Source organism: Methylobacterium durans (genome assembly GCF_003173715.1).
In the GTDB taxonomy this organism is placed as follows: domain Bacteria; phylum Pseudomonadota; class Alphaproteobacteria; order Rhizobiales; family Beijerinckiaceae; genus Methylobacterium; species Methylobacterium durans.
Map to the genome: position 1 here is coordinate 4,200,706 of NZ_CP029550.1, position 18,027 is coordinate 4,218,732.

The window sequence follows — 18,027 nt, forward strand, 5'->3', positions numbered from 1 at the left end:
CATCCTCGCCTCAGCGGCTCCTCGAAAGGATGCCCTATGACTCAAGCTGCGCCGCGCCCCAGTGCCGGATCGCACATCAGGGCAAGCGCAGCGGTCTTGCCGGAGCGAATCGCTCCCTCGATCGTCGATGGCAGGCCGGTCGCGGTCCAATCGCCCGCCAGGACGAGATTCGTCTGCGCGGTCACGGCCTTCGCGCGCCGGGCGGCCTCGGCCGGCGTCGCCGCGAAAGTCGCGCGCTTCTCCTTGACGATCTGCCAGCTTGGCAGTTCCGGAGCAAGGCAGTCGAGCTTTGCGATTTCGCCCCAGATCTGTCGGGCGAGATCCTCGCGCGGCACGTCGAGAAGCCTGTCGGCGCCGCTTATCGTCACCGAATAGCGGTCCGGATAGGCGAACAGCCACTCGGTGAGCCCGTTCACCACGCCGAGAACGAGCGGGCGTCCGGGCTTCGGAACCACAGCGAAATGCGCGTTGACGATGGACCGGAAGCTCTGCGGCGCGGCGAGGCCCGGCAGCAACTCGGCCGCGACCCAGGGCGGCAGGGCCAGCACGACCGAATCGTCGGCGGCCAGTTCCACCGGCTCGTCGGTGAAATCGAGCCGGTCGATCCGCCCGGCACCGAAGCCGAGGCCGCGCAGGCGCCGGCCGAACCGGATCTCGGCCCCCTTGCCTTCCAGGTAGGCGACGGCCGGATCGACGAAAGCCGCCGAGAGGCCGGCGACCGCGACGAGGGGGCGGCAGGCGGAGCCGCCCGCGCCCAGCGTCTCACGCAGGATCGTGGCGGCGAGCCCGACATCGCTCTCGCGGGGGTCGGTGTTGAGGGCCGCGAGCAGGACGGGGTTCCAGAGCCGCTCGTAGAGCAGGCCCTCGCAGGCCATGCTCTGCCCGATCGTGCCGCCGGCGCCGTCCGCCTTGCCGGAGGCGGCCTTGAGGATGCCCAAGGGAGCAAGGTAGTCGCGGGCGCGGCTGCCCGGCACGCGGCGGGCGCGGCTCAGGATCCACCAGGGCAGGCGCCCGGCATTCGGGCGCAATTGCCAGCGCTCACCGGTCTTCAGGTCCGCGAAGTCGAACGCGGCCTCGTCCGGGCCGGTGAGCGCGTCGGCGGGCGCGCCGACCGTGCGCATGAAGCCGAGCGCGTCGGCATTGCCCGACAGGAGGAGGTGGTTGCCGTTGTCGATCGTGAGGCCGAGGCTCGGATCGTAGTAGGAGCGGCAGCGCCCGCCCGCCTGCTTGGCGGCCTCGTGCAGGACCACGCGACGCCCGCGCTCGGCGAGCGAGACGGCCGCGGAGAGGCCGGCCAAGCCGGCCCCGACGACGTGGACGGTGCCCATCAGACGATCCCGTGGCGGAGCGCGACGGCCAGCAGCGCGAGCTTGCCGGGCTTCACCCGGGCGCGGGGCGCCGACCAGCCGCGCTTCAGGAGCGCGTCGAGGTAGAGCCGGTAGGCCGCTGCCATGAGGCGGGCGGCCTTCGTGGCCTTGCGGGGCGAGCGGCCGATGATCTCCCACGTCGCCCGGTAATGGGCGTCGGCCTCCGCGGCCAGGGCCGCGCAGACCTCGCCGATGCGCGGATGCTGGATCGCGGAGCGCGGCGTCGGCGCCTTGAGGCCGATCCGGGCGAGCTTCTCGCGCGGCAGGTAGAGACGCCCACGCTCCGAATCCTCGTCGATGTCGCGCAGGATGTTGGTGAGCTGCAGGGCCCGGCCCTGATGCCAGGCGAGGCGAATCCCGTCCTGCTCCGGCATGCCGAAGATGCGCACGGACAGGCGTCCCACCGCGCTCGCCACCCGGTCGCAGTAGAGGTCGAGTGTGGCCTCGTCGGGCGCCACGATATCCTCGAAGGCGTCCATGGCCATGCCATCGATCACGGCGTGAAAATCCTCGCGGCGGAGGTCGTAGCGCGCCACCGGCACGATGAGGTCGCGCACGCGGCCGGGGGGCTTGCCCGCGTAGAGGGCATCGATGTCGGCGCGCCAATGGTCGAGCTCGGCGGCGCGGATCTCGGCCGGCCCGCCATCGTCGGCGACGTCGTCCACGGCCCGGCAGAAGGCATAGACGGCGTACATCGCTTCGCGCCGCTCCTTCGGCAGCAGCCGCATCGCCGTGTAGAACGAGGATCCGGCCGCCGGCAGGGCAGGGGCCGCCCCGGGCGCGCTGTCGGGCATGGGCGTCGCTGTGGCGCTCATTGCGAAGCTTCCTGGAGGGCGCGCAGGCTGCGGCCGCGGAAGGGACGGCGGGCGAGGCTGCCGACGATCCCGCCGAGCGCCGTCAGCGCGAAGCCGGCCTTGCCGTGATGGACCTTCTCGGAGAGGGGGTCGCGATCGAGGAGGCCGCGGGTCAGCACGATGGCGAGCCGATGGATCGCGGCGATCTCCAGGGACAGCCGCAGATCGTCGATCAGGCTCGGCAGCACGGCGCCCTCGTCGAGGAGGAGCAGCGTGCGGGCCGCGAGATCGCGGATCACGCCGCGCAGTTCCGGGCTCGCCCGGTCGGCGCCGAGCATCTCGACGGTCGCGCCGTGCAGGTCGAGATAGTCCTGCGGGATGTAGACCCGGTCGAGATTGCGGTAATCCTTGTCGCAATCCTGCAGGTGATTCAGGATCTGCAGGGCCGCGCAGATGGCGTCCGAGGCCGCCCAGACCCGGGCCGGATCCTCGCCGTGCACGTCGAGGACGTAGCGGCCGACCGGCATCGCCGAGTAGCGGCAATAGTGGATCAGCTCGTCCCAGTCCGCGTAGCGGCTCTTGCGCGCATCCATCCGGAAGGCGTCGAGGAGTTCGAGCGCGTGGGTCGGCGGCAGGCTCCGGGACGCGAGCTCAAGCCGCAAGGGCTCGGCTTCCGAATCGGTGGGTCCCCGTCCGGTCAGGGCGTCGGCGAGACCGTCGAGGAGCGCGATCTTGCGCTCGGGCGTCAGGTCGGCATGGTCCGCCACGTCGTCGCCCGCGCGCACGAAATGGTAGAAGGCGAGGATCGCCCCCCGGTGGCGCGGGTGGATCAGGTGGGAGGCGACGGGGAAGTTCTCGTCGCGGTGCCCCTTGCCCGAGCGGGTCTCGGTCGCGGTCTGGAGGCTCGCGCTCATCGCAGGTACCCCGCACCGCGAAACCACTGGATCGCGTCCGACAGCCCTTCCCGGTAGGGCCGGGCGGTGTAGCCGAGCTCGGCGCGCGCCTTGGCGTCCGAGAAGAACATCCGGTAGCGGGCCATGCGGATGCCATCGATCGTGGCGAGTGGCGCCTTGCCGGTGACCCGCGCCATCAGCTCGGAGACGACGGCCACCGGGTATGTCGCCACCCGAGGCAGCCGGATCGTCGGTGCTTTCCGGCCGACCAAGCCGGCGATGTCGGCGAGCATCTGAGCGAGCATCACGTTCTCGCCCCCGAGGATGTACTTCTCGCCCACGCGCCCCTTCCGAAGTGCTAGCAGATGACCTGCGGCGACGTCGTCCACATGGGCGAGGTTAAGGCCCGTATCGACGAAGGCCGGCATCCGGCCGAGCGCGGCTTCCAGGATGATCCGCCCGGTCGGCGTTGGCTTCACGTCGCGGGGCCCGATCGGGGTCGAGGGATTGACGATCACGGCCGGCAGGCGATCGCGCGTCACCATCTCGTCGACAACCCGCTCGGCCACGACCTTGCTGCGCTTGTAGGCGCCGATCGCGGTTTCGGGGGTCAGCGGACGCGTTTCGTCGGCCGACGTGCCGTCGTCGTGCGGTTTGATCGTGGCGACGCTCGATGTGTAGACGATCCGCTCGACCCCGGCCTTCAGCGCTTCCTCCATCAGGATGCGCGTGCCGTCGCGGTTCGTGCGGACGATCTCCTCCATGTCCGGCGCCCAGAGCCGGTAATCGGCCGCCGCGTGGACGAGATAGCGCTGTCCCCGCATCGCGGCGGCGACCGCATCGCGATCGCGCATGTCGCCGATCGCGCGCTCGACGTCCGGCCAGACGAGGTTGGTGTTCGGGCTCGTGGCTCGCACGAGGATGCGGACGGGAAAGCCCGCGTTGCGGAACACGTCGACCAGGGCAGCGCCGAGGAATCCGCTCGCGCCCGTGATCAGCACGGGGCCGGGATCGGAGAGTCCGGTCTCTGTCGCCTCTGCCATCGCTCTCGTTTCGTCACGGATTGCAGCCGCGGCAGGGCGCCGTCACCCCTGACGCCGCGACGCGCCGCGCGCTTGTGTCATCGAACGTCGGAAGGAACAAGGATCGGGCGGCCACACGCGGCCGCAGCCAGCAGGCCGCCCGGTCACGGAAGTCAGGCGAGGCGCAGACGGTTCGTGCGGCTGTCCTGTCGTTCGGGGATTGTGTTCTGGACGAGGGTGACGATGGCGGCGGCGTCGAGGCCGGCCTCCGCGTACATCCGGTCCGGCGCGTCGTGGTCCTGATAAGCGTCCGGCAGCGTCATCGTCCGAACCCGCACCCGGCCCGTGTCCAGCACGCCCCGCGCCGACAGAAGATGCAGCACCATCGCACCGAACCCGCCGACCGACCCCTCCTCCAGCGTCACCACAACCTCGTGCGTGCCCGCCAGATCCAGCAGAAGCGCCTCGTCCAGCGGCTTGGCAAACCGCGCATCCGCCACGCTCACACCGATCCCCAACCCCTCCAGCACGTCCGCCGCCTTCACAGCCTCCGCCAGACGCGTGCCCAAGCTCACCAGCGCCACCCGCGCCCCCTCCGGACGCCGGATCACCCGGCCCCGGCCGATCGCCAGGGCCTCGCCCCGCTCCGGAAGGTCCACCCCCACCCCCTCGCCGCGCGGGTAGCGCAGCGCGATCGGGCCCGTGTCGTGCGCATGCGCCGTCGCCACCATGTGCACCAGCTCCGCCTCGTCGGCGGCCGCCATCACCGTCATGTTCGGCAGGCAGCACAGATACGCCAGGTCGAACGCCCCCGCATGCGTCGCCCCGTCCGCCCCCACCAGACCCGCCCGGTCCAGGCAGAACCGCACCGGCAGGTTCTGCAGCGCCACGTCGTGCACCACCTGGTCGTAGGCCCGCTGCAGGAAGGTCGAGTAGATCGCCACGAACGGCTTGTAGCCCTCCGTCGCCAGACCCCCGCAAACGTCACCGCGTGCTGCTCGGCGATCCCCACGTCGAAGGTCTTGTCCGGATGCGCCTTGCCGAAAATGTCGATGCCCGTGCCCCCCGGCATCGCTGCCGTGATCGCCACAACCTTCGGGTCGGCGTCCGCCGCCTTGACCAGGCTCTCGCCAAACACCCGCGTGTAGGCCGGCGCGTTCGGCTTGGCCTTGGCCTGCACCCCGGAGACCACGTCGAACTTGACCACGCCGTGGTAGCGGTCGGCCGAGGCCTCCGCCGGCGCGTAGCCCTTGCCCTTCTGCGTCACCACATGCAGCAGGATCGGGCCCTGCTCCGAGTCGCGCACGTTCTTCAGGACCGGCAGCAGGTGGTCGAGGTTGTGACCGTCCACCGGGCCCACGTAGTAGAAGCCGAGCTCCTCAAACATCGTGCCCGAGCCCACCAGCAGGCTGCGGGCGTATTCCTCGGCCCGCGCCGCGCGCTGGTAGAGCGCCTTGGGCAACAGCTTGCCGAGCTGCTTGGCGGTCTCGCGCAAGCTCCGGTAGGTGCCCCCCGAGGCCAGCCGCGCCAGATAGGCCGACATCGCCCCCACCGGCGGCGCGATCGACATGTCGTTGTCGTTGAGCACCACGATCAGGCGCGAGTGCATCGCCCCGGCGTTGTTCATGGCCTCGTAGGCCATGCCCGCCGACATCGAGCCGTCGCCGATCACCGCCACCACGTTGCGGCGCTTCGCGCTCGCGTTGGCCGCCCGGGCCGCCGCCGCGTCGAGGTCGCGCCCCACCGCCATGCCGAGCGCGGCCGAGATCGAGGTGGAGGAATGAGCCGCCCCAAACGGGTCGTAGACGCTCTCCGAGCGCTTGGTGAAGCCCGACAGCCCCCCGCCCTGGCGCAGCGTCCGGATGCGGTCGCGCCGCCCGGTCAGGATCTTGTGCGGGTAGCACTGGTGGCCCACGTCCCAGACGATGCGGTCGTCAGGCGTGTCGAAGACATGATGCAGCGCCACCGTCAGCTCGACCACGCCCAGCCCAGAGCCGAGATGACCGCCGGTCACCGAGACCGCGTCGATCATCTCCGCGCGAACCGCGTCCGCCACACCCTGCAGATCAGCCTCCGCAACACGCCGAAGCGCCGAAGGATCCACAATGCCGTCGAGAGGGGAAGTATCCTGCCGTGCCAATGATCTATACCCGCTTGCTCGTCTCTCACATCGATCCGATGAATGCCGCGTCGGGGTCGGCGCGGACATCGAGTCACCGCAGCGATCGATGAGAATTTCGGTCCTATATACCGATCTCGGCCAGCATTGCCATGGTGCAGCCCTAATCGCCGCGGTGGCATCGGCCCGTCTAGGCTCCCAAACGCTCCGGTTTCAACGTCCATGATTGCGGAGCTGCCGCTACCGGCAGCGCGGGAACGCGCCGGGTGGATGCAACTGAGAGTGCGGCACCTATGAACGAACGGCGCGACGATCAATGTTACTCGACTCGAATTTCCTTGTTCTGCCGCGAGATGAAGGTGCACTTCGGTTCATGATCCGGTCCATTCTCGTGGCCTGCCTCGGCGCGGCCGGGCTGATTCTCCTCGCCGCCTCGGCCGAGGCCGTCGAATCGCGCAGCTCGGAGATCACGTTCGCGTGCGATTTTCTTGGCCGCTGCCCGCTGCAGGCCTCTCCCGGCGCACCCGACCGCGACGTGCAACCCTTCGAAGGCAGCCTCGGCCGCCCCTGCGGCTGGCGCTGGCGGGCGACTCCGTCGGGCTCGAGAAAGGTGCGCGTGTGCTACTGAGGGCGCGGCGAGTCGCAGGGTCGATCGCGGTCGCGCTCATCGCGCTCACCACGTCCAGCGAAGCGGCCGTCCCGGACGGGGCGGAAACCTGCCCGACCCTGTACCTCGACGGCGCTGCGCCGGTGCTGACGAACGCCAAGCTCGCGACGCGGACGCTGCCGCTCTGCTTCGACGCCTATGCGGTGCTGCATTCGGGTGTCTCGCGCACGCCGCTCTACGCGGCCGAGCACCTGACCCGGGCGAGCGTCGCCGCCGCGCGGCGGGTCGACCGGGAGGACGCGTTCCACGACGAGGACCGGGTGCCTTCGGACGAACGCGCCCGCATCGAGGATTACGTCCGCAGCGGCTACGACCGCGGCCACATGGCGCCCGCGGGCGACATGCCGAGCGCGAAGGCGCAGGCCCAGTCGTTCAGCCTCGCCAACATCGTGCCCCAGAACCGGGCGTTCAATCGGGGATTGTGGTCGGCGATCGAGGAGAGCGTGCGCCGCCTCGCGAGCCAGCGGGGCGACCTCTACGTGGTCACAGGCCCGGTCTTCGAGGGCGATTCGGTCGAGGCGATCAAAGGCCGCGTCCTGGTGCCGACCCAGATCTTCAAGGCCGTCTACGACCCGAAGCGCGGCGAGGCCGGGGCCTACCTCGCCTCGAACCGGGCCGACGGCACGTGGCGCGCGGTCTCGCTGAGGACGCTCAACACCGTCGCGGGTATCGACGTCTTCCCGACCCTGCCGGAGCGCGTCAAGGCGGACATCATGGACCTGCCGGAGCCGCGCGAGTTTTCTCGCGGCGAGCCGGGTGAGACGCACCGCACGGACGATTGGCAATCCTGGCTCAAGTCCGAGTTGTTCCGCGCGCTGCGGCGGGCGCTGCGCGACGCGCTCCGCTCCCTCTTCTAGGAGGACCATCATGGCACGCCGCACGGTAAAGCCCGGCTTCGCGCCGTTCTCCGACGAGACGGGTGTGCAGAACGTGGGCGGCCTCTCGATCGAGAACGGGACCGAGCGGATCGCGCTGCACGGATCCGTCGAGATCACCCGCGACCGGGCCGGTCTCGCCCAGGCGCGCGATCTCAAGCGCACCGTCGACGCCATCGTGCGGGCGCTCGGCTCGACCGATCTGCCGGAATCCGTCGGCGAGGCGCCCGCCGAACCGACACGCAAGCTGCGCAATCCCTTCGCCTGAGGGGAGGGCGAATCGTCCCGCGTCCTTGCCCCTCCCGGGCGGCCCTGATACTCGGGCCGGATCATCACACGGGAGAGTGGCGCCGCGGGCGGCTCCGGGTTCGGAGCGCCGGGGACTGGACCGATCGGCCGGCGCCCGATGAAGACCCATCGCGGCCGCGCATCCGCGCGCCGCACGGAATCTCAGACGCAAGGGAACGGCGATGGCCCGCGAATTCATCTACCACATGCGGGGTCTGACCAAGACCTACCAGGGCGGCAAGAAGGTCTTGGAGAACGTCAACCTCTCCTTCTATCCGGACGCCAAGATCGGCGTGCTCGGCATCAACGGTGCCGGCAAGTCGACGCTCCTCAAGATCATGGCCGGCATTGACAAGGAGTGGACCGGCGAGGGCTTCGTCGCCCAGGGCGCTCGCGTCGGCTACCTGCCGCAGGAGCCGCAGCTCGACCCGACGAAGACGGTCCGCGAGAACGTCATGGAGGGCGTGGCCGCCAAGCAGGCGCTGCTCGACCGCTACAACGAGCTCGCCATGAACTACTCGGAGGAGACGGCCGACGAGATGACGGCCCTCCAGGACCAGATCGAGGCCCAGAACCTCTGGGAGCTCGACTCGAAGGTCGATCAGGCGATGGAGGCTCTGGGCTGCCCCGGCGACGAGCAGCCCGTCGACAAGCTGTCTGGCGGTGAGCGCCGCCGCGTCGCGCTCTGCCGCCTGCTCCTGTGGGAGCCGGAGCTGCTCCTCCTCGACGAGCCGACCAACCACCTCGACGCCGAGACGGTGAACTGGCTCGAAGGTCACCTGCGGCAATATCCGGGCGCGATCCTGATCGTGACCCACGACCGCTACTTCCTCGACAACGTGACGGGCTGGATCTTGGAGCTCGACCGGGGCCGGGGCATCCCCTACGAGGGCAACTACTCGGCCTGGCTCGTGCAGAAGCAGAAGCGCCTGGAGCAGGAGGGCCGCGAGGACATGGCCCGCCAGCGCGCCATCGCCCGCGAGCAGGAGTGGATCGCGGCCTCGCCGAAGGCACGCCAGACCAAATCGAAGGCGCGCATCACCCGCTACGAGGAACTCGTCGCCAAGCAGCAGGACAAGATCGACGCCACCACCCAGATCGTGATCCCGATCTCGGAGCGGCTCGGCCAGAACGTCATCCAGTTCGACGGCCTCAACAAGGCGTTCGGAGATCGGCTGCTGATCGAGAACCTGTCGTTCAAGCTGCCGCCGGGTGGCATCGTCGGCGTGATTGGCCCGAACGGAGCGGGCAAGACGACGCTCTTCCGGATGATCACCGGCGCCGAGAAGCCCGACGCCGGCAGGATCGATGTCGGCGAGAGCGTGAAGCTCGGCTACGTCGACCAGTCGCGCGACGCCCTCGACCCGAAGGCGACCGTCTGGGAGGAGATCTCGGGCGGCAACGACGTGATCTACTTCAACAAGCGCGAGATCAATTCCCGCGCCTATTGCGCGGCCTTCGCCTTCAAGGGCGGCGACCAGCAGAAGAAGGTCGGCACCCTCTCGGGCGGCGAGCGCAATCGCGTGCACCTCGCCCGCACGCTGAAGAGCGGCGCCAACGTGCTGCTCCTCGACGAGCCGACGAACGACCTCGACATGGAAACCCTGCGGGCGCTCGAAGAGGGCCTGGAGGATTACGCGGGCTGCGCGGTGATCATCAGCCACGATCGCTGGTTCCTGAACCGCATCGCGACCCACATCCTCGCCTTCGAGGGGGACAGCCACGTCGAATGGTTCGAGGGCAATTTCTCGGATTACGAGGAGGACAAGAAGCGCCGCCTCGGCGCCGACTCGATCCTGCCGAAGCGGCTGAAGTACAAGAAGTTCAGCCGGTAGCGTTCGGGCGGACCCCGATCTGCCGCCTCGACGCGCGGGGTGGCACCTCGTCCTCACGCGTTGAGCGAGGCTGCCTCCCGCAGGTCGCGCGCGTCCGTCAGCTTGAGCCCGCGGCGGCGGAGATCCTTCAGCATCGCCCGGTCCGGGAAGCCGCAATAGGGCAGTCTCGGGAAAGTCCGGCCCGAAGGCAGCCGGCCCTCGGCCGCGACCTGCTCCAATATCCCGTCCACCAGCACCCGGCCGCGCTCGTGGAGCAGAACGGAGGCGCGGGTCGCCGTGATGTCGGGGGGCAGCCGGACGGCCTCCTGCGCCAGGATCGCGCCCGTGTCGATCGCGACGGCGAGGTGCTGGACGGTGATCCCGAACGCGTCCGGTCCCTCGCTCAGCGCGTGGACCGTCGGCACCGGGCCGCGGTGGCGCGGCAGCAGGCCGGGATGGACGTTGAGCCCGCCGAGCGGGACGGTGGCGAGCGTCGCGCCGGACAGGATCTGGTCGAAGTGGAAGGTCAGGATCAGGTCGGCCCGGTGCCCTCGCAGCGCCTCCGCCACCGCCGGCCCGTTCACGTCGTCGACCTTGAGGGTCGGAAGGCCGAGCCGGCGGCAGAGGGGCTCAAGCGGCGTCGCCTCCGGCGCGTCGCCGCTCCCCGAGAAACGGCGTGTCACCGGAGCGAGCGGGCGCATCAGGTCTGGCAATCCGAAATTGACGCCGAGATAGGGCAGGAAGCCGGGGCCCGACCGGGCGAGGTGGCGCCGGATCTGGCCCGTGAATCCGCCCGTGCTCGGCCGCTCCGCGTTCGAGAGGCCGACGAACGCGATCTCCGCCGCGTGCTCGGCGACGAACCGGCGGAGCGTTCGAGCGTTCGGCAGGGCTTCGAGGGCAAAGACGGCGAGGCGGGGCCGGCCCATCAGCGCCGCTTGCGGATCTGGAACCGGAACCCGTGCATGCCGAGCCGGCGCAGGCGCTCGGGCAGGAGGCCGGCGCCGCGGGCGGCGGCCGCCAGACGACGGGGGAAGGCAATCACGTCGAGGTCGCGCTCGAGCCCGCGGGCGATCCGGACGGCGGCCTGGTCGGCGCTCATCTCGAGCGGCCGCCATCCCTTGTAGTCGCCTCCCATCGGCGTCTTCACGTAGCCCGGCGTGACGACGTTGATGCGCACGCCGCGGTGGCGGATCTTCTCGCGCAGCGCGAGCCCGTGGGCGAGGAGCGCGGCCTTGGTGCCGCTGTAGGCCGGCGCGTCGGGGAGCGGCGCGTAGGCCGCGAGCGAGGAGACCAGGGCGATCTGGCCGCGCCCGCGGGCGAGCATCAGCGTCACGCAGGGCATCGCCACGTTGAGCGCGCCGTTGAGGTTGATGTCGACCGTCTCGAAAGCGGTCTCCTCCGTCTCGATGCCGCCGGTGGGATGACCGCCATTGACCCCCGCATTCACGATGACGAGGTCGAGGGGATGGAGCGCGTCGGAGTCCCGCAGCCAGCGGCCGACCGCCTCCCGGTCGCGGACGTCGAGCGCCGCGACGTCGACCGTAGCGCCCCGATCTCGGCAGGCTCGCGCCACGGCTTCCAGCCGGTCAGCCCCGCGGGCGTTGAGAATGAGATGATGGCCCGGGGCGGCGTAGTGCCGGGCAAGCGCCGCGCCGATGCCGCTCGAGGCGCCGGTAATCAGGATGACGGACATGGCCCGCCTGCTACCCCCGGCAGGGGTACGGGATCAATAGACCGGTGCGAGGCGACCGTCCCCGGCGCCTCCCTCGCGGATGCCCCGCGCGGCACCGACCATCGCGTCCGGCAGGCTCGCCTCGATGCGCGGCACCGCACCGGCGACGGCCCGGTCGATCGCGCCGCGGGAGAAGAAGCCGCCGTTCACCTGTGTCCGGTGAAGCACGACCCGGCGGAAATCCGCCATCAGGCCCATGTCGGGCGCGGTCGGCTCGGTCCAGAAACCGTCGAGCCCGGTCTGATGCGTGAGGCCGGCGATATTGTAGATCGCTGTGCCCATCGCGAGGGTGGGACGGCCCATCTCCAGCGAGAGCATGCCGACCGTGCTGTTGACGATGACGACGCCCCGCGCCCCCTGGATCAGCGTCGGCAGGTCGCCTCCGTCGATGAAGTCGAGCCGCTCGCTGACGCCGTGACGCCGGGCCGAGGCGCGGGCGAACTTGCGCCAGTTGATCAGGCCGCTGTCGAGCGGGTGCAGCTTCACGAGGAGGCGGGTCGGCGCCTTCGAGGAATCCGCGAAGGATTTGATGACCCGATCCATGAAGCCTTCGACCCCGAGGAAGGGCGAGTGGACCCGGATCTGGTAATCGCTGTCGAGCTGAAGCGGCAGCAGGAAGTAGTCGGCGCCAACCGCGGTGTAGAGCTCGTTGCAGTGGATCGCCTCCCGGCGGGTGCGGCCGCGCCGGACGAACTTCTTGATCCAGCCCGCATATTCTGCCGCGATGTGGCGGGGGCGATGCGTGCGGAAGTTGGGATAGAGGTAGGGAAAGCCGATATTGGCGATGTTGTAGGCGACATCCCACAGCCCGCGGCGTGCCATGTTGCCCGTGGATGGCATCGCCCGTCCGGGCTGGGGCAGGCGACGGGCGAGCGCCCGCACATCCTCGGCGGTCTTCGGCAGCGAGGAGTGTCCGTTCACGCCGCCGAGCTCGCAGGTGATCCAGTTCGGCCGGATATAGCCTTCCTCGAAGACGTGCACCCGGAGGCCGCGAGTCGTGGCGACCTCGCGGGCGATCACGTGGTAGGGCCGGCAATCGCCGAACAGGACGATGTCGGTGACCGCATGGCGGGCCACGTAAGCGTCGAGGTAGCTCTCCCAACCGTCGCGCTGGCCCCGGTAATGGTCGGAGGGGAGGGGCCAGAACAGCCAGTCACCCGCGCAGAAGTTGATGCGGCGCACCGCGTATCCGCGCGCCTTCAGGGCACGTCCGAGATCGGAGAAGAAAGGCGAGGCGATGCCCTGGAGGAAGAGGAATGTCGCAGGGCAATCCGGAGAGGCGTCGGAGCGAGGCTGCAGCATCACGAGGCGCTTGTCCTTCACCGGGCTCTCAGACCCGGCCGGCGGTCCGACACCTGAGGTCGCACGGGCGCCGAATGCCCGCAATGCGAACCCGGAAGCGCGAACCGTGATTCCTGACCACCGTGACCCGCCCGCAACGCTGGTCGCGGTGAGTTCCGGCCTGTATCGGGTAGGCAGAAAACACGGCGAGGGTGTGTCCGCGTTCCGGCAGGCCGGGGGTGGTCGCCCCTAGGCTGTGAATTGCGCTAATAACTCCCTCCCGGACGGCAGGCTGCGGGGGGCCTGACCGTGGCGTGGAACCTACGAGTACGGCGCCGGCCCGGGGCCGTCGCGGCGAAAACCTGAACGATGCAGCCGAACTTTCCAACCGCGTTCTTTCCGACCGGCCCAGCCACGGCGAAGCTCCGCGCCGAGATCGAGACCGCTACCGGCGCGCGGGTTGCGAGCCTGTGGAGCGGCGGCGCGACGGGCGCCGTCTGGGGACGCGGCAACCCGGCCGCAGCCCTCCTCAGGCGACTGCGACGTCCCGGCCTCATCGTGGAGCCCGGCCCCCTGCTCAGCCCCTACGATACGCCCGCGCGCGGGATGGCGAGCCTCCGGATCCGACACCGCGGCGTGCCGGTCGGCGGTCAGGCCCCGGACGGCGACCTCGCCGCCAGCCTGCGCGAGCGCGGGCTCTACGGCCGGAACCTGTTTCCGCGCAGCGCGGGCGTGACGCTCGACGAGATCTTCGGCGGCCGACCCACGCCCGCCCTCGTCCTGGCCGACGGGCCGGCGGCATCGAGTCCCGCCCGTCTGCGCGCCTTCGTGAAGCGGGTGCTCGCCGCCTACCCGGCCGAACGGCTCGTCGTCGCAGGTCCGGACGGCGCCCCCGGCCTCGGCCGCCACCTGTCCAGCCGTCTCGCGGTGCTCAGCGATCCGGTGAACCCCTGGCTCCTGTTCCAACGCACGGGGCGCGTCTACGTCGACCGTTGGGAGACGGGCTGCGGCCCGCGGCTCGCCGGTGTCGAGACGATCTGCCTGGACGGCGGAGGCGCGGCGGGGACGCCCTCCGACGCGGCCCTGTTCGCCGCCGCCTTCGGCACGGGCGTGCACTATTTCGATCCCTGGACCCGCCGGCCGATCGGATTCGGCGAATGCCTCGACCACGTCACCTGGCTGCGCGATCGCTTCGCCGGCAACGACCGCCGGATCGTCTATGTCGGGGTCTCGGGCTGGAAGCGGCCTGCCCTCGACGTCTTCGCAGCCGGCCCCTACGGCCCACCGATCCACACGATGAGCGCGGAGGACGCCGTGGCGGCCGGGATGCTGCACAATGCCCGCATCCGCGCCTGGGCCACCCGCGAGCCCGCCCAACTGGAAGCGCGCTGCGCCGAGGTCGGTCTGCCACTCGCGCGGATCGAGGACGGCTTCCTGCGCTCGGTCGGGCTCGGCGCCAGCCTGCAGCCGGGCGCCTCCATCGTGGTCGACGATCGCGGCATCTACTACGACCCGCGCCGCGAGAGCGGCCTCTCGGTCCTTCTCGCGCAGACCCGGTTTCCGCCGGACCTGGTCAGCCGGGCGGGTCGCCTGCGGGAGGCGATCGTCGCGCGGCGCCTCAGCAAGTACAATGTCGGCCTCGCCGCCCCTGCCCTCGACGTCCCGGAAGGGCGGCGCCTCGTCCTGGTCCCGGGCCAGGTCGAGGACGACGCGTCCGTCATGTACGGCTCGCCTCACGTGCGATCGAACCGCGACCTGCTCCGTGCCGCCCGCGCGCGCAATCCGGATGCGTTCGTCCTGTTCAAGCCGCATCCCGACGTCGAGGCAGGGTTCCGTCCCGGCGCCATCCCCGAGGAGGAAGCGCTGAGGCTCGCCGACCGGGTCGTCGGCGGCTTCAGCATCGTCGATCTCCTCGACCGGGTGCATCACGTCGAGACCATGACCTCGCTCGCCGGCTTCGAGGCGCTGATCCGCGGCCTCACGGTCGCGGTCCACGGCCGCCCCTTCTATTCCGGCTGGGGCCTGACCGAGGATCTCGCCCCGGAAGCGGATCGAGGACGCCGGCTCGGCCTCGACGAGTTGGTGGCGGGCGCGCTCATCCTCTATCCGCTCTATCTCGATCCGGTGGCGAACAAGCCCTGCACGCCGGAGCGGCTCCTCGATCGGCTCAGCGCGGCCCGTGACGCCGCCCCGCGCACGGCCCTCTCGATCGGCCGGATCGCGCATGCGACGATGCGGGCGCGCTACGCCCTGCTGAACCCGATCGTGCGTCGCCTGCGCGCCCGGCGCGGCGTCACCCGCGGTCCGGGCGGCGAGCCGCGCTGAGGATCCTGAACCGGTGACGACGTTCCTGTCCGCGCTCCTCGCCGCGCTCGCCGTCTCCCTCGCGATCGAGGCCGCGGAGGGAGGCTCGCTCCGGCCCGTCAGCCTGCGGCCGGGCGATCTCGCGATCCGCCTGCTGTCCTACGCGCTGCTCACGCTGTTCTGGTTCGCGTTCTCCTGGCGGCCCTGGCTCGCGGCAGCGTCCTGTGTCCTCACCGTGACGGGCCTCGCCCTCGTTAGCCGGCTCAAGCGCGGCGTGATCGGGGAGCCGCTGGTGTTCAGCGATTTCGCGTTGCTGCCGCAGGTCCCGCGCCACCCGGACCTCTACTACACCCGGCCGGTCACCGATCCGCGGATTGGGCTGCCGCTGATGGCGGCGCTCGCCCTGATCGGCCTCTGGTTCTGGCTGGAACCGACGGTGCTGCCCGGGGGAACGCTGCCGGCGCTCGGCTCGATCGTCGCCCTGCCCCTGCTTCTCGCCGGGCTCGCATTCGCCGCAGAGCGGGCGCCGCTCGCCGCTCTGGCCGCGCGTCGCTGTCCCGAGCCCGACCTCGAGGCCGACATCGCCCGCTACGGGCAGCCCGCGACGATCCTCGCCTATCTTCTGCGCTGGCGTGCGACGCGCCGGCCGCCGGCGGCGCCGGCCCTGCCCGCACCGCCCCGGGCGGGGCACGACGACGTCCTCGTGGTGATCCAGCTCGAATCCTTCATCGATCCGACCCGCCTCGGCGGGCCGGCGCTGCCGCTCATGGAGACGGTGCGTGCCTGCGCCAACCAGTATGGCCGCCTGCGCGTGCCCGCGCACGGGGCCTACACGATGCGCACCGAGCACGCCGTGCTCACCGGGCTCGATGTCCGCAGCCTCGGCTTCTCGCGGTTCGATCCGTATCTCAGCGGCGGCGGGTGCGAGCCGACGAGCCTCGCCCGGCTCGCCGCGGCGGCCGGCTTCACGTCGGCCTTCGTCCATCCGTTCCACCGCGACTTCTTCCAGCGGGCCGCCGTGATGCGCGCCTTCGGCTTCGAGCGCCTCGTCATGGAAGAGGATTTCGCGGACGCGCCCCGGATCGGCCCCTACGTGAACGACCGCGCGTTCGGCAGGCGTGTCCTCGCCGAGGTCGAGGCGGCGCGCGGGCCGCTCTTCCTCTTCGGGGTCACGATGGAGAACCACGGCCCCTGGAAGCCCGGTCGCCTGCCCGGTCTCGACGACCCGCTGGCCCAGTATCTCCACCACGTCGTTCACACCGGCGAGATGGTGGAGGATCTGGTGCGCGGCCTTGCCGGGCGAAACGCGACGCTCTGCGTCTTCGGCGACCATGCCCCCGCGCTGCCGAATTGCCGGCCGGGCTTCGGCGAGACGGCGACCGACTACGCGATCTTCCGCTTCGGGAGGATGGAGGCGCCACCGAGGGACCGCGTCGACCTGAGCGCCGACGCACTCGGCCGCCTTCTCCGCTCATCCTGGGCACCGTCCGGCGCGAGCGTGGCCGTGCCACGGTCGTGACGCAAAGTCGGCCGATGGCTACGCACGCGGCCGGCCCGGGATGAAATGCAGGGCCTGCCCGTGGTCGCAAACGGCGTGGTTGAGCCACCGTTAAACGGATTTCAGCGTTTGGCGCGCAAAGGTCGCGCGCCGGGCACCAGGCCCGTCGCAGGACGGCGGGACGGAGATGAGTACATGCTGCGTATCACGGCGCTCTCCGCGCTGACCGCCTGCCTCGTCGGCGGCTGCTCGGTCCTGCCTGCGGCGGGTCCGACCGCTGGCGCGATCGTGTCGGGAGCGGAGACGACGACGCCGGAGGGGACGTTCGCCCGCTACGAGCTTCTGGAGATCTCGCCGGCCGTGGTCGAGGCCCTGCGCACCCGGCCGCTCGACAGCCTGCTCGCCTCGTTCGGCGACAACCGCCCGGCGCTGGAGAGCGTGATCGGGATTGGCGACTTCGTCGCGGTCTCGATCTGGGAGGCGGGCTCGGGCGGCCTGTTCTCCGGCCCCCTCGTCGCCGACCGCTTCTCGGCCGGCTCGAAATCCGCCCTGATCCCCGAGCAGGTCGTCGCCCGCGACGGCGCCATCTCGGTGCCCTATGCCGGCCGCATCCAGGTCGCCGGGCGACGGCCCCAGGACGTGCAGGCCCTGATCGAGACCGAACTGGCCGGCAAAGCCATCCAGCCCCAGGTGCTGGTCTCGGTCACCAAGCCGATCTCGCAGGCCGTCACCGTCACCGGCGAGGTCGCCGGCGGCGCCCGCCTGCCGCTCTCGGCCAAGGGCGACCGGCTGCTCGACATCGTGGCGTCGGCCGGCGGCGTGCGCGCGCCGGTCTCCGAGACCTTCGTGCGGCTCTCGCGGGGGCGCACCACCGCCACCGTGCCGCTGACCACCGTGGTCTCGAACCCGCGCGAGAACATCTACCTGCGCCCCGGCGACGTGCTGACGCTCGTGCGCGATCCCCAGACCTTCCTGGCGGTGGGCGCGCTGGGCAACTCCACCGAGATCCCGTTCCAGGCCGAGGGCATCACGCTCGCCCAGGCGCTGGCCAAGGCGCGCGGCCTGTCCGACTTCCAGGCCGATCCGGCCGGCACCTTCATCTTCCGCTTCGAGCCGGCCAGCGTGGTGCGCCGCCTCAACCCGGGCTCGGCGCTCTTGGGCACGCCGCTGGTGCCGGTGGTCTACCGGGTCAACATGCGCGACCCCAACAGCCTGTTCCTGACCCAGGCCTTCCGGATGCGCAACCGCGACCTGATCTACGTCTCCAACGCCCCCTTCACCGAGGTGCAGAAGGTCCTCTCCGCCTTCGCCGCAGCCTCCGGACCCATCAGCGCCGCCGCCGCAACATACGCTTACACCCGCTGAAACTAACC

14 protein-coding genes and 1 pseudogene are annotated in these 18,027 nt (G+C 70.6%); 7 read left to right on the top strand and 8 right to left on the bottom strand.

Annotated features, from left to right (window positions below; all coding sequences use genetic code 11):
• Window positions 1–41 precede the first annotated feature (41 nt).
• From hpnE to dxs, 5 genes and pseudogenes are all read right to left on the bottom strand, one after another.
• Window positions 42–1,331 carry a hydroxysqualene dehydroxylase HpnE gene (gene hpnE / locus DK389_RS19260; RefSeq protein WP_109896594.1) on the bottom strand — a complete coding sequence of 430 codons (1,290 nt, stop codon included), beginning with the start codon at window positions 1,329–1,331 and terminating at the stop codon, window positions 42–44.
• Window positions 1,328–2,182 carry a presqualene diphosphate synthase HpnD gene (gene hpnD / locus DK389_RS19265; RefSeq protein WP_109891945.1) on the bottom strand — a complete coding sequence of 285 codons (855 nt, stop codon included), beginning with the start codon at window positions 2,180–2,182 and terminating at the stop codon, window positions 1,328–1,330. Before hpnD ends, hpnE begins: the two co-directional genes overlap by 4 nt.
• Entirely contained in the window at window positions 2,179–3,075 is an 897-nt protein-coding gene (hpnC, locus tag DK389_RS19270) for a squalene synthase HpnC (protein WP_109891947.1), read from the bottom strand. Before hpnC ends, hpnD begins: the two co-directional genes overlap by 4 nt.
• Complete coding sequence (gene hpnA / locus DK389_RS19275; protein ID WP_109891949.1) at window positions 3,072–4,097, bottom strand: hopanoid-associated sugar epimerase; 1,026 nt, start codon at window positions 4,095–4,097, stop codon at window positions 3,072–3,074. The genes hpnC and hpnA overlap by 4 nt, the downstream gene beginning before the upstream one ends.
• 152 nt (window positions 4,098–4,249) lie before the next feature.
• Window positions 4,250–6,216: pseudogene (gene dxs / locus DK389_RS19280) on the bottom strand (1-deoxy-D-xylulose-5-phosphate synthase).
• 352 nt (window positions 6,217–6,568) lie between these two features.
• Here dxs and DK389_RS19285 point away from each other — a divergent pair.
• The 4 genes from DK389_RS19285 (at window position 6,569) to ettA (ending at window position 9,860) form a co-directional block, all read left to right on the top strand.
• Window positions 6,569–6,823 (top strand): hypothetical protein, encoded by a 255-nt coding sequence (locus DK389_RS19285; protein WP_236960176.1) that lies wholly within the window; start codon window positions 6,569–6,571, stop codon window positions 6,821–6,823.
• Window positions 6,820–7,719 carry a DNA/RNA non-specific endonuclease gene (locus tag DK389_RS19290; RefSeq protein ID WP_109896596.1) on the top strand — a complete coding sequence of 300 codons (900 nt, stop codon included), beginning with the start codon at window positions 6,820–6,822 and terminating at the stop codon, window positions 7,717–7,719. Before DK389_RS19285 ends, DK389_RS19290 begins: the two co-directional genes overlap by 4 nt.
• 10 nt (window positions 7,720–7,729) lie before the next feature.
• Complete coding sequence (locus DK389_RS19295; RefSeq protein ID WP_109891951.1) at window positions 7,730–8,005, top strand: hypothetical protein; 276 nt, start codon at window positions 7,730–7,732, stop codon at window positions 8,003–8,005.
• Window positions 8,006–8,207: 202 nt separating this feature from the next.
• Window positions 8,208–9,860 carry an energy-dependent translational throttle protein EttA gene (ettA, locus tag DK389_RS19300; protein WP_109891953.1) on the top strand — a complete coding sequence of 551 codons (1,653 nt, stop codon included), beginning with the start codon at window positions 8,208–8,210 and terminating at the stop codon, window positions 9,858–9,860.
• 53 nt (window positions 9,861–9,913) lie between these two features.
• On the opposite strand, the gene DK389_RS19305 is transcribed toward ettA, so the two are convergent.
• From DK389_RS19305 to DK389_RS19315, 3 genes are read right to left on the bottom strand one after another with little or no spacing between them, the layout of a single operon-like run.
• Window positions 9,914–10,765: a formyltransferase family protein gene (locus tag DK389_RS19305; RefSeq protein WP_109891955.1), complete on the bottom strand. Its 852-nt coding sequence runs from the start codon at window positions 10,763–10,765 to the stop codon at window positions 9,914–9,916.
• On the bottom strand, window positions 10,765–11,532 hold the full coding sequence (locus DK389_RS19310; protein ID WP_109891957.1) for an SDR family NAD(P)-dependent oxidoreductase: 768 nt from the start codon (window positions 11,530–11,532) through the stop codon (window positions 10,765–10,767). The genes DK389_RS19305 and DK389_RS19310 overlap by 1 nt, the downstream gene beginning before the upstream one ends.
• 33 nt (window positions 11,533–11,565) lie before the next feature.
• Complete coding sequence (locus tag DK389_RS19315) at window positions 11,566–12,873, bottom strand: capsule biosynthesis protein (RefSeq protein ID WP_109896600.1); 1,308 nt, start codon at window positions 12,871–12,873, stop codon at window positions 11,566–11,568.
• 348 nt (window positions 12,874–13,221) lie between these two features.
• Here DK389_RS19315 and DK389_RS19320 point away from each other — a divergent pair, with 348 nt between their 5' ends.
• The 3 genes from DK389_RS19320 to DK389_RS19330 all read left to right on the top strand — a co-directional run bounded on the left by DK389_RS19320 (window position 13,222) and on the right by DK389_RS19330 (window position 18,019).
• Window positions 13,222–15,177, top strand: coding sequence for a capsular polysaccharide export protein, LipB/KpsS family (locus tag DK389_RS19320; RefSeq protein ID WP_109891959.1), 1,956 nt, complete (start codon window positions 13,222–13,224; stop codon window positions 15,175–15,177).
• A gap of 13 nt (window positions 15,178–15,190) precedes the next feature.
• Entirely contained in the window at window positions 15,191–16,675 is a 1,485-nt protein-coding gene (locus DK389_RS19325) for an LTA synthase family protein (protein ID WP_109891961.1), read from the top strand.
• 174 nt (window positions 16,676–16,849) lie between these two features.
• Window positions 16,850–18,019 carry a polysaccharide biosynthesis/export family protein gene (locus tag DK389_RS19330; RefSeq protein WP_194075091.1) on the top strand — a complete coding sequence of 390 codons (1,170 nt, stop codon included), beginning with the start codon at window positions 16,850–16,852 and terminating at the stop codon, window positions 18,017–18,019.
• Window positions 18,020–18,027 lie beyond the last annotated feature (8 nt).

Coding starts and splice junctions, on each gene's coding strand:
- hpnC (WP_109891947.1), bottom strand. CDS start 3,075: ATGAGCGCGAGCCTCCAGACCGCGACCGAGACCCGCTCGGGCAAGGGG.
- DK389_RS19295 (WP_109891951.1), top strand. CDS start 7,730: ATGGCACGCCGCACGGTAAAGCCCGGCTTCGCGCCGTTCTCCGACGAG.
- DK389_RS19285 (WP_236960176.1), top strand. CDS start 6,569: ATGATCCGGTCCATTCTCGTGGCCTGCCTCGGCGCGGCCGGGCTGATT.
- DK389_RS19315 (WP_109896600.1), bottom strand. CDS start 12,873: ATGCTGCAGCCTCGCTCCGACGCCTCTCCGGATTGCCCTGCGACATTC.
- DK389_RS19330 (WP_194075091.1), top strand. CDS start 16,850: ATGCTGCGTATCACGGCGCTCTCCGCGCTGACCGCCTGCCTCGTCGGC.
- hpnD (WP_109891945.1), bottom strand. CDS start 2,182: ATGAGCGCCACAGCGACGCCCATGCCCGACAGCGCGCCCGGGGCGGCC.
- DK389_RS19310 (WP_109891957.1), bottom strand. CDS start 11,532: ATGTCCGTCATCCTGATTACCGGCGCCTCGAGCGGCATCGGCGCGGCG.
- ettA (WP_109891953.1), top strand. CDS start 8,208: ATGGCCCGCGAATTCATCTACCACATGCGGGGTCTGACCAAGACCTAC.
- DK389_RS19305 (WP_109891955.1), bottom strand. CDS start 10,765: ATGGGCCGGCCCCGCCTCGCCGTCTTTGCCCTCGAAGCCCTGCCGAAC.
- DK389_RS19320 (WP_109891959.1), top strand. CDS start 13,222: ATGCAGCCGAACTTTCCAACCGCGTTCTTTCCGACCGGCCCAGCCACG.
- hpnA (WP_109891949.1), bottom strand. CDS start 4,097: ATGGCAGAGGCGACAGAGACCGGACTCTCCGATCCCGGCCCCGTGCTG.